Origin of the sequence: uncultured Tateyamaria sp., assembly GCF_947503465.1 — a bacterium.
Classification (GTDB): domain Bacteria; phylum Pseudomonadota; class Alphaproteobacteria; order Rhodobacterales; family Rhodobacteraceae; genus Tateyamaria.
The window spans coordinates 655,753-674,418 of record NZ_CANNDN010000001.1; the positions used below are offsets into that span (position 1 = coordinate 655,753).

Below are 18,666 nucleotides of genomic sequence, written 5' to 3' on the forward strand. Positions count from 1 at the left end.
GGACGCGAGGTACGCCCTTGCAACGCCACCCATGCTGAGCATAACGCAAGGGCCCGCGGCGCCCGCCTGCCCTGCCCCGTTCAACATGGCAGCACATGTTCTGGCTCACGCCGATGCACATCCTGACAAGGTCGCCGTATCCGTGGTGCAGAATAACACCGCCGCCGGGATGACCTATGGCGCCCTGAAACGGGCCGTTCTGGGCACCGGGGCCGGATTTCTGGCCACAGGCTGCGTGCCTGGCGATATCCTGTTGATGCGGCTGGGAAACACCATCGATTTTCCAATTGCATATCTCGGGGCCCTGGCTGTCGGGCTGGTACCGGTGCCGACCTCAGCCGCCCTGACAGAGGCCGAGGTCGCAAACATCGTCGCCGAGCTGCAACCGCGCATGATCCTCAGGGACCCGCAGGTTGCATCAGCGCCGGGTGCGCCCGAAATCGGCCTTGCCACCCTTCAGACCCTGCGCGACACCGCCCCCGCCGACTGGCACATGGGCGATCCCGACCGTTTGGGCTATGTCATCTATACGTCCGGCACGTCGGGCAGACCGCGCGCCGTGGCCCATGCGCATCGCGCGATCTGGGCCCGGCAGATGATGCATCAGGGCTGGTACGGCCTGAGGCCCGATGACGTGCTGATGCATGCGGGCGCCTTCAACTGGACCTATACGCTGGGCACCGGGTTGATGGATCCCTGGACGGTCGGGGCCACCGCGCTGATCCCGGCAGCAGGTACCCCGCCCGAGGATCTTGGTGCGTGTCTTGCAGCGCACAAGGCCAGCATTTTTGCAGCGGCGCCGGGGGTTTACCGCCAAATCCTCAACCGCTCGACACTGCCGGCATTGCCGCATCTGCGTCACGGGCTCAGTGCCGGAGAGAAGCTGTCCGAGGCCGTCGCCCAGGCGTGGCGGCGGGCAACGTCCACGGACGTATACGAAGCCTACGGCATGTCTGAATGTTCGACCTTCATCTCGGCCTGCCCCACGGCCCCCGCCAAACCCGGCCGCCTGGGACAGCCACAACCGGGGCGGCGGGTTGCGATCATGGGCGATGGCGGGCCAATGCCGCGTGGCACGCCCGGCACCATTGCGGTGCACCACACAGATCCCGGCCTGATGCTGGAATACCTGAACGCACCCGACGACACCCGCGACCGGTTTGCTGGCGACTGGTTCATGACAGGCGACATCGGCGTCATGGACGAAGACGGGCAAATTGGCTATCTGGGGCGCAACGACGACATGCTGAATGCGGGCGGCTACCGCGTCTCGCCGATCGAGGTCGAGGCGGCGCTGGCTGGCGCTCCGGGCCTGTCATCCGTTGGCGTGGCACAGGTCGAGGTCAAGCCCGGCGTCTTTATCATTGCCGCGTTCTACACGGCGTCCGCCCCACTGGACGAAAGCGCCTTGCGTGCCTATGTCGAGCCGAAGCTCGCGGGGTACAAGCAGCCCCGCGCCTATGTCCACGTGCCAACACTGCCCACGGGTGGAAATGGCAAGCTGGTGCGACGGCGGTTGCCGCTGTTCTGGCACAAAGCAACGAAAGCCCAGTGATGCCCGACCCGATCAAGCTCGATATCATGTCCGACCCGATTTGCCCCTGGTGCTATATTGGCAAGGCGCATCTTGACCGCGCGCTCGAAGCGCATCCGGACCACCCGTTTGTCATCGAATGGCATCCGTTCCAGCTGAACCCCGACATGCCCGCCGAGGGCATGGACCGGCGGACCTATCTGGAAACGAAATTCGGTGGCAAGGATGGTGCCGTGCGGGCCTATGCACCCGTTGTCGAACATGCCGAAAAGGCCGGTCTCAAGATCGATTTCGAAGGCATGACACGCACCCCAAACACGCTCGATGCCCATCGCCTGATCCATTGGGCCGGGATCGAGGGCAAGCAGACAGCCGCCGTATCCGCCCTGTTCAAGGCGTATTTTGTCGAAACCCGCGACATCGGAAACGCCGAAGTGCTGGCCGACATCGCAGACGGGATCGACATGGATGCCAGTGTCGTTCTGCGGCTTCTGGCCTCGGACGCGGACCGCGACGACATCGCCGCGCGCGATGCGCATTCCCGCCAGATGGGAATCGGTTCGGTCCCCACCTTCATCGTGGCCAACCAGCATGCCGTTCCGGGGGCCCAACCGCCCGAGCTTTGGGCAAAAGTCATCTCGGAACTGCGGGCCGGCGCCGCCTGACAGGCGGATGCGTTCACATTTTAACCGTTTGGTCGATTTTCAACCATAAGTCGTTGCCATTTCCATTGCGCATCCCCAATGTGCTGCGGAACAGCGTCACCGCAGAACCAACAGAGCAAATCGCCACGTGACCGATCCGGAGGGACAACGATTAGGGAAAGCAGAGTTCATTGCCCTGATGGCAATGATGTTTGCAACCATCGCGTTTTCCATTGACGCGATGCTGCCCGCCATGCCCGCCATTGCCGCCGAGATTGCACCGGGTGGTGTGGCACAGGCCGCTCTGGTCATGACCTTCTTCGTCATCGGCATGGGCGCAGGCACCTTCTTTACCGGGCCGTTGTCGGATGCGATCGGGCGCAAGCCGGTGGTTTACCTGGGGCTTGCTGTCTACGCCGTGGGTGCGGTGCTCAGCTGGGTGGCGCCGACGCTTGAACTGATGCTGGCCGCCCGCGTGTTGCAGGGCCTGGGGGCTGCGGGTCCCCGCGTGGTGTCGACCGCCATCATCCGAGACCTCTACGCTGGTCGGGCCATGGCCAGCATCCTGTCGCTGACCATGATGGTGTTCCTGCTGGTGCCTGCCATCGCACCGCTTTTGGGCCAGATCATCATGGAGGCCGCGGGCTGGCGTGCGATATTCCCCGCCTTTCTGATCTTTGCCGTCATTCTGCTGCTGTGGTTCGGCCTGCGGGTGTCTGAAACCCTGCCGCCCGAAAACCGGCGCCCTTTGCGCTGGCCTCTGATGAAAGACTCCGTGCGCCAGATGTTTGCGCACCGCACGGTGCGCCTGTCGATCTATGTGCAGACGCTCATGTTGATGATCCTGTTTTCGATCCTGACCATGGTGCAGCCCATTTTCGAGGTGACCTTTGACCGGGTCGATACGTTCCCGCTGTGGTTCGGCGCCATCGCGCTCGCTTCGGGTATTTCAAGCCTGCTGAATGCTGCCATCGTCGGCCGGTTCGGGATGCGGCGGCTGGTGACCTGGGCGCTTGCCGCGCAGGTGGTCATCTCGACCGTCTTTGTGCTGTGGATGGTGGCGGACCTGCCGGGGCTGTTCTGGTTCTACATCTTCTGGCAATGGGGCGTGATGTTCCAGGGCGGGCTGACCGTTGCCAACCTGAATGCCATCGCGATGGAACCGATGGGCCACATCGCGGGCATGGCCGCCTCCGTCATCGGGGCCGTATCGACCGTGCTGGGGGCCGCCCTTGCGTCGCCCATTGGCCTGATGTTCGACGGCACGCCCATGGCGTTGGTCGCCACCGTTCTGATGGCCTGCATCGTGGCATCCGTGCTTATGCAGCAGATGCGCCGGGCGGAAGAGGCTGTGGCTTAGTTCACGCGCGTCCGGGCGTCTTCAGGACCAATGCGACGACCAAAAGTATGGACGACACAGACAAAGTCGTAACACAAAGCCATATCAGGCAGCGTTCATTTTTGACTTTGAAAGTCACACCGGGGATGTCGATGTGGACGGCATAGGTTTCGCTCGTGTTTGTCATAAGAACCAACTCCGAAGTGCAGCTGATTCTTGCATACTCCAACGCATGGGATAGTCGCGATTAAGCAATTCTGACTCGCGCATCCAGCGTCAGTTAAATTTTTCTTGTCTACCCTATGTAGGTGTGCAGTCCTGCAAACTACCAGATGCCGTTTACGCCTTCGTCTTTTTCTTCTCCGCCACGATTTTCTCCGCCAGATCACGTGCAAGCGCAAAGGCGCCCTTGATCTTGTCGCTGTCCTTTTTCCAGTCCCGTCGCACCACGATCTTGTTGTCCTTGACCTTTGCCATGCCGCGCTGGTCCTGGATGAACTCCACCAGCCCCTGGGGCGAGGCGAACTTGTCATTGTGGAACTGGATCGTCGCCCCTCTTGGCCCGCCATCCAGCTTGGCAATGCCCGCCCGCTTGCACATCGCCTTGATGCGCACCACCAGCATCAGCGTGTTCACCTCCTTGGGCAGCTTGCCAAAGCGGTCGATCAATTCGGCGGCAAAGCCTTCCAACTCCACCTTGGTCGTCAACTCGGACAACCGGCGGTACAGGCCCAGCCGCACGTCCAGGTCGGGCACGTAATCGTCGGGGATCAGCACCGGCACGCCCAGATTGATCTGGGGCGCCCATTGCCCGTCGTCATCGGCCAGCCCCTCCATCTCGCCCGCCTTGATCTTGCCGATCGCCTCTTCGAGCATGGATTGATACAACTCAAAGCCCACATCGCGCATCTGGCCCGACTGTTCCTCGCCCAAAAGATTGCCAGCCCCGCGAATATCAAGGTCCTGAGACGCCAGCGTGAACCCCGCCCCCAGCGTATCCAGCGACCCCAGCACGCGCAGCCGCTTTTCCGCCGTGACCGTCAGCTTGGCACGCGGCTTGGTGGTGAGATACGCATAGGCCCGTGTCTTTGAGCGACCCACGCGACCCCGGATCTGGTACAGCTGCGCCAGACCAAACATGTCGGCCCGGTGAATGACCATCGTGTTGGCCGTCGGAATATCCAACCCGCTCTCGACAATCGTGGTCGCCAGCAACACATCGAACTTGCCGTCGTAAAAGGCGTTCATGCGGTCATCCAACTCGCCCGCTGCCATCTGACCATGGGCCACGACATAGGTAAGTTCGGGAAGTTGTTCTTTCAGGAACGCCTCGATCTCCGGCAGGTCACTGATACGCGGCACGACATAAAAGCTTTGCCCACCACGATAATGCTCGCGCAGCAGCGCCTCGCGGATCGTCACAGTATCAAATTCGGACACGTATGTACGGATCGCCAGACGGTCCACCGGGGGTGTGCCGATGATCGAAAGGTCACGCACGCCGGTCAGCGACAATTGCAGGGTCCGTGGAATAGGCGTGGCTGTCAGGGTCAGCACATGCACGTCAGACCGCATCTGCTTCAGCCGCTCCTTGTGGCCCACACCAAACTTCTGTTCCTCGTCGATGACCAGCAGACCCAGGTTCTGGAACCGCACCCCCTTGGCCAGCAGCGCATGCGTGCCCACCACGATATCCGCCGTGCCCTTCGACATCCCGTCGCGGGTCACCGCCGCATCCTTGGCACTGACAAAGCGCGAAAGCTGCCGCACTTCGATTGGAAACCCCCGAAACCGCTCGGCAAAGCTCTTGTAATGCTGCCGCGCAAGCAGCGTCGTGGGCGCAATTACCGCCACCTGTACGCCCGACATGGCGGCCACAAAGGCCGCGCGCATCGCCACTTCGGTCTTGCCAAAGCCCACATCGCCGCAGATCAGCCGGTCCATCGGCTGCCCAGCCCCCAGATCGTCCATCACGGCGGCAATGGCATTCAGCTGATCGTCGGTTTCCTGATAGGGGAACCGTGCCGCAAAGGCGTCCCACATGCCCGGGGGCGGCTCCAGGATCGGGGCCTTGCGCAAGGCACGTTCGGCAGCGATGCGGATCAACCGGTCCGCCATCTCGCGAATACGCTCTTTCAGCCTTGCCTTCTTGGCCTGCCACGCGCCGCCGCCCAGCCGGTCCAGCAGGCCCTCATCGTGGCCATATTTGGACAGCAATTCGATGTTCTCGACCGGCAGGTACAGCTTTGACCGCTCTGCGTATTCCAGCAGCAGACACTCATGCGCGGCACCGGCCGCAGTCACCACCTCCATGCCCTGATAGCGGCCAATCCCGTGATCCACATGCACCACCAGATCACCAGGCGACAGCGATTGCGTCTCGGTCAGGAAATTCTCGGCCCGGCGCTTCTTCTTGGGTTGACGGATCAGCCGGTCGCCCAGCACATCCTGTTCGGAAATGACGGTCAGGCCCGGCGCCTCGAACCCATGTTCCAGCGCCCAGACCGCCAGGTGCAGGCCGCGTTTGCCCACACGCGTGGCGTTGGGGATCGGAACGACCCCGGCCAAACCCTCGTCTTCAATCAGGCCGGTCAGACGCTCGCGCGCCCCTTCGGAATAGCTTGCAATGACAACCGGACCATCGGCCATCTTCGCTTTGACATGCGCCGCCAAAGACCCGAACAGGCTGACGGTTTCCTGTTGACGTTCGGGTGAAAAATTGCGCCCGATGCGCCCGCCCGCATCAATCACACCGGGGCCGGTTGCCTGCGGCAGTTGCGCGAATGACAGCACGCGGAACCCGGCCACCGCCGCCTCCCACGCCGCATCGTCCAGATACAGACCCGACGGCTTAGCCGGCTTGTAGACGCTGTCCATTTTCGACCGGTTTTCCATCGCCAGCCGGCGCGTCTCGTACTGGTCCTCGATGCTGTCCCAGCGGGCAAGGCGCGCAGGCGTCACCTGATCATCCAGCGTGATCGTCGCCCCCGGCAGGTAATCCAGCAGCGTGTCCAAACGATCATGGAACAAGGGCAACCAATGCTCCGCCCCCTGATGCTTGCGCCCCGCGCTCACCGCCTCGTACAGCGGGTCGTCCGTACCCGCCGCCCCGAATTCAAGGCGATAGTTCTGCCGGAACCGCGTGATCGCTGCCTCGTCCAGGATCACCTCGGACACCGGGGCCAGTTCGATCACATCCAGCTTTTCGGTCGTGCGCTGCGTGGCCGGATCAAACCGGCGCGCGCCGTCCAGCACATCGCCAAACAGGTCCAGGCGCACAGGCCCCAAATCGCCGGGAGGATAGATGTCGATGATGCCGCCCCGAATGGCATAGTCGCCGGGCTCCATCACCGTGGGGCTTTGGACAAAACCCATGCGCACCAGAAATTGCCGCAGCGCGCCCTCGTCCACGCGGTTGCCCACGGTCGCGGAAAACGCGGCCTCGCGCAGCAAAGCGCGCGCAGGCACCCGCTGGGTGGCGGCATTGAGCGTGGTCAGCAATATGAACCGGTCGGGCATCCCGTGTACCAGCGCGGCCAGTGTCGCCATCCGCTGGGCCGAGATATCGGCATTGGGCGACACCCGGTCATAGGGCAGGCAATCCCAGCCGGGAAAGACCAGAACCGGCATGTCGGGTGCAAAGAACCGCAGCGCCGCCTGCATCGCCGCCAACCGCTTGTCGTCGCGCGCGACATGGCACACCGGACCACCCTTGGCGACCTCGTCAAGGATCAGACGTGCGTCAAATCCCTCGGGCGCGCCGGACACGGTGATATGGGTCTGCTCGGGCATGAAACTCGTCAGGCGGAAGGGTTCGGGATCAAGAGCGCTTCAATTGGGGCTTTCGCCCCGACTGTCAACCGGCCAGCGGCCCGATTGACAGGTTTTGGTACATCCCCCACAGCGCGGTCACGAAAATCGACACCATGCCGATGGCCTGCACCATTGTGCGATGGCGCGTCATGCGCCGCCACAACGCCTCTCCGGTCGCTTCCTCTTCCTGGATCAGGCGGGCGGTGGACAGGTTCAGCGCCCCGACGATGCTCATTGGAAAGCCCAGCAGGAACAGGGCTTGCGCAAATTCCAGATCATAGATGAAACCCAGCAGAACCAGACCGGTCAACACGAAACACGCAAACCCCAGCAGCCACAGGCCCGACACGGATGCAATGAACAGGATGCGGTTGGTATTGATGCGGATCAGGTCCTCCAGATCCGCCGCCGCCTGCCCGCCATGCCGACGGGCCCGCGCGACCATGTCGTAAGGCACGCCCAGCACCCAGTGGCTGGCGGTCGACCACACGACCGCCAACGCGATCCAGAACCAAAGGTTCGAGAACGAGCGCATGTCGATGAGCTCAAAGATGGTGTCGTACCAGTCCACGCGCTGTCCTGTCGCCGCGTTTCGCGGGCTTTCTTGCTTGCTTCGCGGTCCCTCTTAGCGTGCACGCGCCCCGGTGCCTAGACTTGGCAAGCGCAAAAATCCATGCCACCCATGCACTGTCACTCAAACTGGACACTTGTCATGCGCCCGACCCAAGCCCCCTATCCCACCACCCGCCTGCGCCGCACCCGTCAAAGCCCCGCGATCCGTGGCCTCGTGCGGCAAAACACGCTGTCGGTCGACGATTTCATCTGGCCGGTCTTCGTGCGCAGCGGCGAACGGATCGAGGAACCCATCCCGTCGATGCCCGGCGTCGTGCGCCGCTCGGTCGACAAGGTGGTCGACGCCGCCCGCGAGGCCGCCGATCTGGGCATCCCCGCCATCTGCATCTTCCCCTATACCGGATTGGAAGAACGGACCGAAGACTGCGCGGGCGCATGGGACCCCGACAACCACGCCAACCGCGCCATCCGCGCCATCAAACAGGCGGTGCCCGACATCGCGGTCATGACCGATGTGGCCCTGGATACCTATAACATCAACGGCCATGACGGGTTTGTCGAAGATGGCAAGATCGTGAATGACCGCACGGTCGAGGCGCTGGTGAAAATGGCCCTGTCGCAGGCCGACGCGGGCGCCGACATCATCGGCCCCTCGGACATGATGGATGGCCGTATCGGCGCCATCCGCGCAGCCCTTGAAGGCGCAGGGCATCAAAACGTGATGATCCTCAGCTATGCCGCAAAATATGCCTCGGCCTTCTATGGGCCATTCCGCGATGCGGTGGGCGCATCCGGGGCCCTGACGGGTGACAAGAAGACCTACCAGATGGACCCCGGCAATTCGGACGAAGCCCTGCGGCTGATCGAACGGGACCTCGGCGAAGGGGCCGACATGGTCATGGTCAAACCCGGCCTGCCCTATCTCGACATCTGCCGACGCGTCAAAGATGCCTTCGGCGCGCCAACCTTCGCCTACCAGGTGTCGGGCGAATACGCGATGATCAAGGCCGCCAGCGCCAACGGATGGGTGGACCACGACCGGGTGATGATGGAAAGCCTGATGGCCTTCAAACGTGCAGGCTGTGACGGCATCCTGACATATTTCGCCCCCGCAGCGGCAACACTGCTGAACAGCAGCCAGGCCAGTCCCTGACACACAAGCGCGCGACACCCATGACGCCCCTCAATTTCTTCCGGCTCAAAATATCCCGGGGGAGGTGCCACGCACCGGGGGCAGAGCCCCCAAATCCCCGGCAAAAACCCGCCCAGACCCCACCGCATAGTGACAGGCCGTCGCAATCGGCGTATATTTGCACACAAGCGCGGGTAAACCGCGCAAACCCAAGAACTATACAGGCGGTTCACTATGAAAACGAACGGGATCTCGCGGCGTGCATTCGCCGCAGGGGCGCTGGCAGGCACGGGCCTTCTGGCGGCATGTGGAAATGGCATTGGCAGTCGCGGCGGGTCGCTGATCGACGCGCGGGTCGATGCAACACTTGAAGAAATGTACCGCAGCTACCCCAACACGGTACAATTGGCGCAAAAGGCAAACGGCATGCTGGTGATGCCACTGGTGACCGAAGCCGGGCTTGGCTTTGGCGGGGCCTATGGACGCGGCGCGCTGCGCGTGGACAATGCCACCATCGACTACTACTCGGTGCTCAAGGGGTCGGGCGGGCTGCAGATCGGCGCACAGCAATTTGCGCATGTCCTGTTCTTCATGACCCAGGATGCGCTGAGCGAATTCCGCCGTGGCCCCGGCTGGGCCGCAGGTGCGGACCTCGAATATGTGGTGTCCGATCAGGGCGACAGCGTCGCGGCTGACACGACAACAGCGCTGTCACCGGTGCTGGCGGCCGTCTTCGCGCGCGCCGGCCTGCGCATCGGCGCCACGCTTGAAGGCACCAAATACACGCGCATCATTCCCTGATACCGGGCCGGTGGGCGGGCGAATTGGCAAAGCCAAGAGTCCACCCGCCGGCAGAGATCATCACCCGATGTTGCGCAACCGCTTGAACAGGCTGGACGTGTCCCAACGCCCGCCCCCCATCTTCTGCACGTCCTTGTAAAACTGATCGACCAGCGCCGTCACCGGCAGACTGGCTCCGTTCTCGTCCGCCGTGTCCAGACAGATGCCCAGATCCTTGCGCATCCAGTCCGTGGCAAATCCGTGATCAAAGTGGTCATCCAGCATGGTCTCATACCGGTTCGACATCTGCCACGATCCCGCAGCGCCCTGTGAAATCACCTCGACCACGGCGCGCCCGTCCAGCCCGGCCTTCTCGGCGAAATGCAGTGCCTCGGACAGGCCCTGTACCACACCGGCAATGGCGATCTGGTTGCACATCTTGGTCATCTGTCCTGCGCCGCTGCCCCCGATCCGGCGGCACAGCTTGGCATAGGCCTGCATGATCGGCTCGGCCCGGTCATAGGCCCCTTGGTCACCGCCGCACATGATCGACAACTGCCCATTCTCGGCCCCCGCCTGCCCGCCCGAAATCGGGGCATCCACAAAACTGATCTGGGCCGCATCGGCCGCGGCATACAGCTCGGCCGTCACCTTGGCCGACACGGTGGTATGATCGACAAACACCGTGCCCGTCCCCATCCCGGCAAAGGCGCCATCATCCCCCAGACAAACGGACCGCAAATCATCATCATTGCCGACGCAGGCCATCACGAAATCGGCCCCTTCGGCGGCGACACGCGGTGTTGTCGCCATGGCGCCACCATGGTCGCTGACCCAATTCTGCGCCTTGGACGCCGTGCGGTTATACACTGTCACCTGGTGACCCGCTTTCAACAGATGCCCCGCCATCGGCGCGCCCATCACGCCCATCCCCAAAAATGCCAGCTTCGCCATGATGATCCCTCGCCTTTTGCGCCGCCTGCGGCTTGCGCTTCTTCCCCTGCCTACCTAACAGTCATGGCCCAAGCGTCAACGCATCCAAGGACAAGGATCAGCATCGGCATGGCAGTGGTGTTTCAATGGCTGGTTCGCCTGACGGCCGGGGTGATCGTCCTGGTCGTTCTGGGCGTGGGCATGGTCTATTACCTCGCGGCGCGATCCCTGCCCAATTATGATGCCCGCGTGCGCGTGCCCGCCATCACCGCCCCGGTCGAAATCGTGCGCGACAACGCAAATGTGCCCCACATCTTTGGCAGCACGGACACGGATGTGTTCCATGGGCTGGGCTTTGCCCATGCACAGGACCGGCTGTGGCAGATGATGATGCTGCGCCGCACGGCACAGGGACGGCTCAGCGAGCTCTTCGGCACCGCCACGGTGGACGTCGACAGCTTTATCCGCCGGCTCGACATCTACAGGCTGTCCGTTCAGTCGGTCGAGGCGCAGGATGCCGCCACCCGCGCCGCCCTCGATGCCTACGCCTCGGGAGTGAACGCCCGGCTTGACCAGATCAATGCCGAGGCGCTGGGGCGCGGCGCGCCCGAAATGTTCCTGTTCAACAGCCCCCTGGCCCCGTGGCGCCCGGCAGACAGCATCGCCATCGCCAAGCTGATGGGCCTGCAACTGTCCGGCCACCTCAGCGAAGAGGTGCTGCGCGCGCGCATGTCGCTGGCCCTTGATGACCCTGCGCGCCTTGCCGACATCCTTCCGGACGTCCCGGGCGACGGCATCGCAAGCCTGCCCGAATACGCCAGCCTCGTCCCCGGCACGTCGCCCACATTTGCGGCTGCCGAACCTGACCCGCACCCGCTCTCGCCCTTCAAACCCCGCGGCTTTGCAGGCGCGTCCAACGCATGGGCCGCTGCCGCCGCGCGGTCGGCCTCGGGCGGCACGTTGCTGGCCAATGACCCGCATCTGGGGTTCTCTGCCCCCGCGATCTGGTACCTCGCGCGCCTCGAACTGCGCACCGGCGGCGTGATTGGCGGCACGATCCCCGGCATGCCCGTGGTCCTGACAGGGCGCTCCGACAGGCTGGGTTGGGGGCTCACCACGGCCTATGTCGACGATCAGGACGTGTTCATGGAAGAGTTGAACCCGCAGGACCCGTCCCAGTATCGGACCCCAACGGGATGGAAAGCGTTTGAGTCGCGTGATTCCATTCTGCAAATCGCCGACGCGGACCCGGTAACGCTTACCCTGCGCTGGACGGACAATGGGCCCGTCCTGCCCGGCAGCTTCCGCAACCTTGGGACCGTCACACCGCCTGGACATGTGGCCGCGCTCAGCTGGACAGTGCTCAGCCCGCGCGACACCTCCCTGACCGCGGCACTGGGGATCATGAAGGCGCAGACGGTGGCCGAAGCCATCACCGCAGGCGAAGCCTATATCGCCCCCGCCCAGAACATCACGCTTGTCGATCGCGGATCGATCGCAATGAAAACCATCGGCGCGGTCCCGAACCGCAACGACGCCCACCAAAGCCAGGGCCGTCTGCCTGCGCTTGGCTGGCGCAGTGAAAACCGCTGGCAGGGGCGCATGCCATACACCTCGAACCCCGGTTTCGTCTCGCCCGTGGGCGGCATCCTGGGCAACACCAACAACAAGACCGTCGATCGTCCGTTTCCCAACCACATCAGCTTTGTCTGGGGCGACACGCAACGGGTGCAACGCTGGCGCCGCCTCATGCAGGCGCGCGAAGTCCATACGCGTGACAGCTTCATCGAGGCTCAGCTTGATACGGTCAGCTTCACCGCCCGTTCGCTCCTGCCCCTGATCGGATCCGAACTGTGGTTCACCGGCGAGGCCGCCCCCGCAGGCACCCCCGAACGCCAGCGCCAACGCGCGCTGTCGCTTCTGGCCGAATGGAACGGCGAGATGAACGAACACTGGCCCGAACCGCTGATCTACGCGGCCTGGCTGCGCAAGTTGCAGGACCGGCTGATCCGGGACGAACTTGGCCCCATGGCCGACACGCTGACGCATGTCGAGCCGCTTTTTATCGAACGGGTCTTCCGCAATGTGGACGGGGCCGGCATCTGGTGCGACGTGCGCCAATCGGCCCCCGTGGAAACCTGCCCCGACATGGCGCGCTTGGCACTGGACGACGCCCTGCTCGACATCAATGAAACCTGGGGCACGCAACTGGAAAGCCTGCGCTGGGGCGATGCGCATCAGGCCACCCACGACCACCAGGTGCTGGGCGAGGTGCCGATCCTGCGCTATTTCGTCAACATCCGGCAAAGCACCTCCGGTGGCGACAACACCCTCCTGCGGGGGCTGACCAAGGGCACAGGCCCCGATCCGTTCAACAACGTGCATGGCGCGGGCTACCGCGGTGTCTATGACTTTGCCGACCCCAACAGTTCCGTCTTCGTGATCTCGACCGGCCAGTCGGGACACGTCCTGTCGCGGCACTATGACGACCTGGCCCAGCTGTGGCGACGCGGCGAATACATCCCCATGTCTCTGGACGAAGGGCTCGCGCGGGCTGCGGCTGTGGGCATCACAAGGCTCGAACCCCTGCGATGACCCACCTCTTCATTGTTCCAAAAATATGCACACGCAGGCTGTGCAACCCGTGACAACGATCCTGTTCAACAAGCCATTCGGCGTTTTGTCCCAATTCACCGACAAGGGCACCGCGGGCGCATCCCGGCCCACCCTGTCGCAGTATATCGACGTGCCGGGTGTCTACGCCGCAGGCAGGCTGGACCGCGACAGCGAAGGGCTGATGGTGCTGACCAGCGATGGCGCGCTGCAATCCAGGATCGCACACCCGAAATACAAGGCGCCCAAAACCTACCTCGCACAGGTCGAGGGAATGATCACCGAAGATGCCCTGATCCAATTGCGCCGCGGCATCACGCTCAAGGACGGACCAACCAAACCGGCCAGGGCCCGCGCCATCACCCCCCCCGACATCTGGGACCGGGACCCACCGATCCGGGCACGCAAGTCAGTGCCCGACAGCTGGCTGGAACTGACGCTGACGGAGGGGCGCAACCGACAGGTGCGGCGGATGACAGCGCATGTGGGCTTTCCGACACTCCGGCTCGTCCGCATAAAGATCGGCGACTGGACGTTGGGCGACTTGCAGCCCGGGCAATGGCGCCACGCCTGAGACCCTGCACGGCGCGGGTGTGCGGCGCCCCGGGATCAAAGACCGTCAAAGCGCGCCTTCTGGATCGCGGTCCACCGCACGTCAAACTGGAACCCGTCCTCGCCCTGACGTTCTGCCTGCACCACGTCCTGCTCGAACAGCCACGCGCGCTTGCGGCCCTCGGCATAGGGCAACCGCAGCGTCTCCTCCATCACCGCCCCTTGCAGGGTCGTCGCCACATGGGCCAGCAACGCGTCGATCCCCTCGCCGGTGATCGCGGACATGGCAAAGACGTCGTCGTCCCGCTCGGCCCGCGCACGGGCGGCGTCGGCCTCCTCGTCGGGCAAAAGGTCGATCTTGTTCCAGACCTCGACCATCTCGCGGCCCTCCCCCACGCCCAGATCCGTCAGGATCGTGCGCACATCCGCGGCCTGCGCTTCGGTCTCGGGATGCGAAATATCGCGCACGTGCAGAATGATGTCGGCCGCCAAAACTTCTTCCAGCGTCGCCCGGAACGACGCCACCAACTCGGTCGGCAGGTCCGAGATGAACCCAACCGTGTCCGACAGGATCACCTCCGGCCCATCCTCCAACTCGACCCGCCGCATGGTCGGGTCCAGCGTGGCAAAAAGCATATCCTTGGCCATCACATTGGCCCCCGTCAGGCGATTGAACAGCGTGGACTTGCCCGCATTGGTGTAGCCGACCAGCGCCACAATCGGATACGGCACCTTGGCCCGCGCCGCGCGGTGCAGGGTCCGGGTCTTGACCACCTTGTCCAGTTGTCGGCGCAGACGGACCAGTTGTGTGTCAATGGCACGGCGGTCCGCCTCGATCTGCGTCTCGCCCGGACCGCCGACAAAACCCAAACCACCGCGCTGGCGTTCCAGGTGCGTCCAGGCCCGCACCAGACGCGTGCGCTGGTAACTCAGGGCGGCCATCTCGACCTGCAACACACCCTCGCGGGTGGCGGCACGGTCGCTGAAAATCTCCAGGATCAGCCCGGTGCGGTCCAGTAATTTGACCTTCCAGGCCTTTTCCAGGTTGCGCTGCTGAACGGGGGTCACAGGCCCGTCGATCAGAACCAGTTCCACCTCGGCATCATGCAGACGGGTCGCCAGTTCCTCGATCTTGCCCGACCCGAACAACAGGCCCGCGCGCACACGCGGCAAGGGCACGATCTCGCTGCCTACGACATCCAGTTCAGGCAGCGCATGGGCCAGGGACACGGCTTCGGCCAGCGCGAACTTTGCCTCGCGCCGGTTCGGATCGGATTTGATATCGGGGTGGAGCACCCAGGCGCGGGTGAACTCCGGCTGCTCACCCATCAAGAGGCGTCTTCGCCCTCATAGAGGCTGATCGGCTGGCTGGGCATGATGGTCGAAATGGCATGCTTGTAGACCAACTGGCTTTGGCCATCACGGCGCAGCAAGACACAGAAATTGTCGAACCACGTGATAACACCCTGCAATTTCACACCATTAATAAGGAAAATCGTCACGGGCACCTTGGTCTTGCGCACGTGATTCAGGAATGCATCCTGCAAATTCTGTCGGTCCGAAGCCATGTCGGTTAACCCTTTTTTTCTTGCTTAGGCCTGCGGATCAGACCGTCCCTCCGGGCGGAGTATGTCGTGGGGTTTAGAAAGATTCCACCCCAAAAAACAGTCCGTTACGGACCTACCGCGACACCCCGCCTACCCGCGCCACAAATCCGGAGTGAAAAGGGCGATGATGGCCAGCGTTTCCAGGCGGCCCAGAACCATCGCGGCCGTGAAAATCCCCTTGGCCGCACCGCCAAGATCGGTCAGCGAAATGGGCGCATCCTTGGCCACATCCAAAAGCGGCCCCGTGGTCGAAAGACCCGAAACCGCAAGCACCAGCGCGGTGTCGAACGCCACGCCTGTAAAGGCCAGCAAAATGGTGATCAGCGCCAGCGTCAGCGCAAAAAGCATAAAGAAGATCCACGCGATGAACGCGCCGTCTTTCTGCAACCGCCGCGCGCGTGGCCCGGCCGAACTGACAGAGGACGGATGCACAAGGCGCTCCATCTCCCTGACGCCATTGCGATAAAGTGCAAAAACCCGCAGCAACTTGACCCCGCCCGCCGTGGTCGCAACGCCGCCCCCGATCAGCGCAAGACCCATCAGCAGCAGCCCCGGCGTCTCAAGCCCGGACCACGCCTGTGCGTCGACCCAATTGGCCGATGCAAACCCGGTGGTGGTCAAAAAGGACATGACGGTAAACGCACTGCCCCACAACGCCCGGCCCGCGCCCACAAGGTCGGTTTCGGCGGCCACGTCATAGGCCCCCAGAAAATGACGCAGAAACAGGAACAGGGGCACTGCAATCACCACCGCCGCCCCGATGCGAAATTCGGGGTCCTGCCACAGCCCGCCGGATTCAGCGGTGGTCGTGTCGGTCGAGAACGTCAAACGCGACAAGGCGAACAGCATGAAAAGCAGCATGACCGCCTCACCCGCCATCCCGGACCCTGCCGTCTCCAGTCCGCCCACCGGCGAGATGCCTGAGGTCGCAAGGATCGCCATCGCGTGGCACAGGGCAACCAGACCTTCGTCCCCGCCCACCGCAAGCAGAACCCACAGCAACAGGGTCAGCCCGGCATAGATCGGGATCAGCACCGCCGCGACCTTTGCAACACGCGCACGCACCTCGGGCGCGCTCATCCCGATGTCGCGGCTCGAGGATCGGCCCGGTTCGGCCCGCGCGGTGACTTCGAAACCACCGAGGTTCAGGGGCGCCAGAATGGCCGAGGCGGCGATCCACATCAGCAATCCGCCCAGCCACCCGACGATGGCGCGCCACAGGTGCAGCGTCCCGTTCAGCCGCCCGGGATCGTCGAACATCGTGGCCCCGGTGGTTGTCACCGCACTCACCATCTCCACATAGGCATTCAGGAACGTGGTTGTGCGCAGCCCCTCGTAAAACGGCACCGCCAGAAGGGCCGGCAGGATGACAAAGGCGCTCAGCAGCGACACAAGCGGCCCAAGGGGGCCATGGCGCGGGTCGCGTCCCGCATGGGCCAACCCGATCAGGGCAAAGATCACAAGGCCCAGCACACCCGAATACAGAAACGCCCGCGCCGCCACCAATTCGCGCACCACGCCCCCATAGATGGCGGGCACCAGCATCGCGGCGGAAAACACCCCCACCAGCAGCAGGAACAGCGGCAATTGCAGAACCGACAGCCAAAAGGGCTGGCGCGGCTGAACCCGTCCCTGCATCAGAAAAAGTCGATGGACACCTGCATCAGGCGCTCCACCTCGGGCACATCAGTGGCCAGGGCAAAGATGGCGATCACGTCACCTTCGTCAATACGGGTGCTGCCGACGGGGCGGCTGACCTTGTCACCCTTGCGAATGGCCCCGATCAGCACCCCTTCGGGAAAGTCTATCTCGTTGATCTTCTTGCCCGCCATGGGCGACGTCGACAGCACCTCGGCCTCGATCACCTCGGCATCCGCATCGCCGATGGAGTAGACAGAGCGCACGCGGCCATGGCGAATATGGCGCAGGATGGATGACACGGTCGTAGCGCGCGGGTTGATATAGGCGTCAATGCCCAGGGGGCCCATCATCGGCACCAGCGTCGGGTCGTTGATCAGCGCAATGGCATAGGGACAGCCCTCGGATTTGGCACGCACGGCGGCCAGCATGTTGGTCTTGTCGTCGTCGGTAACGGCCAGCATGGCATCGGCCCGGCTCACCCCCGCCTCGGTCAGCAGGTTCACATCCAACCCGTCGCCGTGCAGAACAATGGTCCGCTCCAGCGCTTCGGCGGCCAGTTCCGCACAACGGCGGTTCCGCTCGATCACCTTGGCGCGCACCCGGCTGGCGCGTTTCTCAAGGGCGCGGGCCACGGTCAGGCCGACATTGCCGCCACCCACCAGTACCACACGCTCCTGCTTGCGCATGGTCTTGCCAAACACCTCCATGGTGCGCGGCACGTCATCCACATGGGCAAAGACATAGGCCTCGTCCCCCTCGAATAACTGGTCCGACGCTTCGGGGGCAAACAGCGTGCCCTCGCGGCGCACGCCCACCACGACAACACGCAAGGTCGAAAACAGGTCGGTCAACTGACGCAGAGGCGTGTTGAGCACCGGACAATCGGCATCCAGCGCAATACCCAGAAGCTGGGCCTGCCCGTCAATGAACAGTTCGGTGTCAAAGGCCGCAGGCGCGCTCAGGCGCTGCAAGGCGGCGGCGGCCACCTCGCGCTCGGGCGAAATCACCACGTCGATGGGCATGTGATCCCGACGATAAAGGTCGGAATAGATGGCGGTCAGATAGGACTGGCTGCGCAGACGCGCGATCTTGCGGTTGATGCCGAACACGGAATGGGCCACCTGACAGGTGACCATGTTGACCTCATCGGAATGGGTGGCGGCAATGACCATGTCGGCGTCGCGCGCCCCCGCGCGGTCCAGCACATCCGGATAGCTGGCAAAGCCCGCAACCCCCTGCACATCCAGCGTATCGGTGGCCCGGCGCACCAGATCGGGGTCACTGTCGACCACCGTCACATCGTTGCGCTCACCCGACAGGTGGCGGGCAATCTGCCAGCCCACCTGGCCTGCCCCGCAGATGATGACTTTCATCCATGTCCCCGTTTCGACGCGCCAGCACACGGCGCATTCAGCCTCTTTGCATGACAGACAGGGGGCATGCGGTCAACGCTTGGCGGGGCGTCAGGCGCGCATCGGGGCGCAGGCGGTGATGCGGGGCCGGAT

14 protein-coding genes are annotated in these 18,666 nt (G+C 63.6%); 7 read left to right on the plus strand and 7 right to left on the minus strand.

Translation table 11 applies throughout. From position 1 onward, the window contains the following. The first annotated feature begins 31 nt into the window (after window positions 1–31). From Q0844_RS03365 to Q0844_RS03375, 3 genes are all read left to right on the plus strand, one after another. Window positions 32–1,555, plus strand: coding sequence for a class I adenylate-forming enzyme family protein (locus Q0844_RS03365; protein ID WP_299042107.1), 1,524 nt, complete (start codon window positions 32–34; stop codon window positions 1,553–1,555). Then, window positions 1,555–2,199, plus strand: coding sequence for a DsbA family oxidoreductase (locus Q0844_RS03370; protein ID WP_299042109.1), 645 nt, complete (start codon window positions 1,555–1,557; stop codon window positions 2,197–2,199). Before Q0844_RS03365 ends, Q0844_RS03370 begins: the two co-directional genes overlap by 1 nt. A 178-nt stretch (window positions 2,200–2,377) precedes the next feature. After that, complete coding sequence (locus Q0844_RS03375) at window positions 2,378–3,538, plus strand: multidrug effflux MFS transporter (RefSeq protein WP_299042111.1); 1,161 nt, start codon at window positions 2,378–2,380, stop codon at window positions 3,536–3,538. A gap of 318 nt (window positions 3,539–3,856) precedes the next feature. Here the strand turns inward: Q0844_RS03375 and mfd are convergent, their stop codons facing one another. Together mfd and Q0844_RS03385 are read right to left on the minus strand one after the other, a co-directional pair. After that, complete coding sequence (gene mfd, locus Q0844_RS03380; protein ID WP_299042113.1) at window positions 3,857–7,309, minus strand: transcription-repair coupling factor; 3,453 nt, start codon at window positions 7,307–7,309, stop codon at window positions 3,857–3,859. Between the two features lie 64 nt (window positions 7,310–7,373). Further along, entirely contained in the window at window positions 7,374–7,901 is a 528-nt protein-coding gene (locus Q0844_RS03385; RefSeq protein ID WP_299042114.1) for a component of SufBCD complex, read from the minus strand. Between the two features lie 141 nt (window positions 7,902–8,042). Between Q0844_RS03385 and hemB the strand changes: the two genes are divergently transcribed. Next, complete coding sequence (gene hemB / locus Q0844_RS03390) at window positions 8,043–9,056, plus strand: porphobilinogen synthase (RefSeq protein WP_299042116.1); 1,014 nt, start codon at window positions 8,043–8,045, stop codon at window positions 9,054–9,056. A 213-nt stretch (window positions 9,057–9,269) separates the two neighbouring features. Then, window positions 9,270–9,836 (plus strand): YSC84-related protein, encoded by a 567-nt coding sequence (locus Q0844_RS03395; RefSeq protein ID WP_299042117.1) that lies wholly within the window; start codon window positions 9,270–9,272, stop codon window positions 9,834–9,836. A 60-nt stretch (window positions 9,837–9,896) separates the two neighbouring features. Here Q0844_RS03395 and Q0844_RS03400 read toward each other — a convergent pair whose 3' ends face one another. Continuing rightward, window positions 9,897–10,769, minus strand: a complete 873-nt coding sequence (locus tag Q0844_RS03400; RefSeq protein WP_299042119.1) for an NAD(P)-dependent oxidoreductase — start codon at window positions 10,767–10,769, stop codon at window positions 9,897–9,899. Between the two features lie 108 nt (window positions 10,770–10,877). On the opposite strand from Q0844_RS03400, the gene Q0844_RS03405 reads away from it, so the two are divergent. Then, complete coding sequence (locus Q0844_RS03405) at window positions 10,878–13,343, plus strand: penicillin acylase family protein (RefSeq protein WP_299042120.1); 2,466 nt, start codon at window positions 10,878–10,880, stop codon at window positions 13,341–13,343. A gap of 49 nt (window positions 13,344–13,392) precedes the next feature. Continuing rightward, window positions 13,393–13,935: a pseudouridine synthase gene (locus Q0844_RS03410; protein WP_299042121.1), complete on the plus strand. Its 543-nt coding sequence runs from the start codon at window positions 13,393–13,395 to the stop codon at window positions 13,933–13,935. Between the two features lie 35 nt (window positions 13,936–13,970). Here Q0844_RS03410 and hflX read toward each other — a convergent pair whose 3' ends face one another. The 4 genes from hflX to trkA all read right to left on the minus strand — a co-directional run bounded on the left by hflX (window position 13,971) and on the right by trkA (window position 18,534). Beyond that, entirely contained in the window at window positions 13,971–15,242 is a 1,272-nt protein-coding gene (gene hflX, locus Q0844_RS03415; protein WP_299042122.1) for a GTPase HflX, read from the minus strand. Continuing rightward, the gene (hfq, locus tag Q0844_RS03420) at window positions 15,242–15,481 is read right to left on the minus strand and encodes an RNA chaperone Hfq (protein WP_007119530.1); all 240 of its coding nucleotides are present in this window, start codon (window positions 15,479–15,481) and stop codon (window positions 15,242–15,244) included. The genes hflX and hfq overlap by 1 nt, the downstream gene beginning before the upstream one ends. Window positions 15,482–15,610: 129 nt before the next feature. Then, the gene (locus Q0844_RS03425; protein WP_299042123.1) at window positions 15,611–17,158 is read right to left on the minus strand and encodes a potassium transporter TrkG; all 1,548 of its coding nucleotides are present in this window, start codon (window positions 17,156–17,158) and stop codon (window positions 15,611–15,613) included. Then, window positions 17,158–18,534, minus strand: coding sequence for a Trk system potassium transporter TrkA (gene trkA, locus Q0844_RS03430; RefSeq protein ID WP_299042124.1), 1,377 nt, complete (start codon window positions 18,532–18,534; stop codon window positions 17,158–17,160). The genes Q0844_RS03425 and trkA overlap by 1 nt, the downstream gene beginning before the upstream one ends. Window positions 18,535–18,666 lie beyond the last annotated feature (132 nt).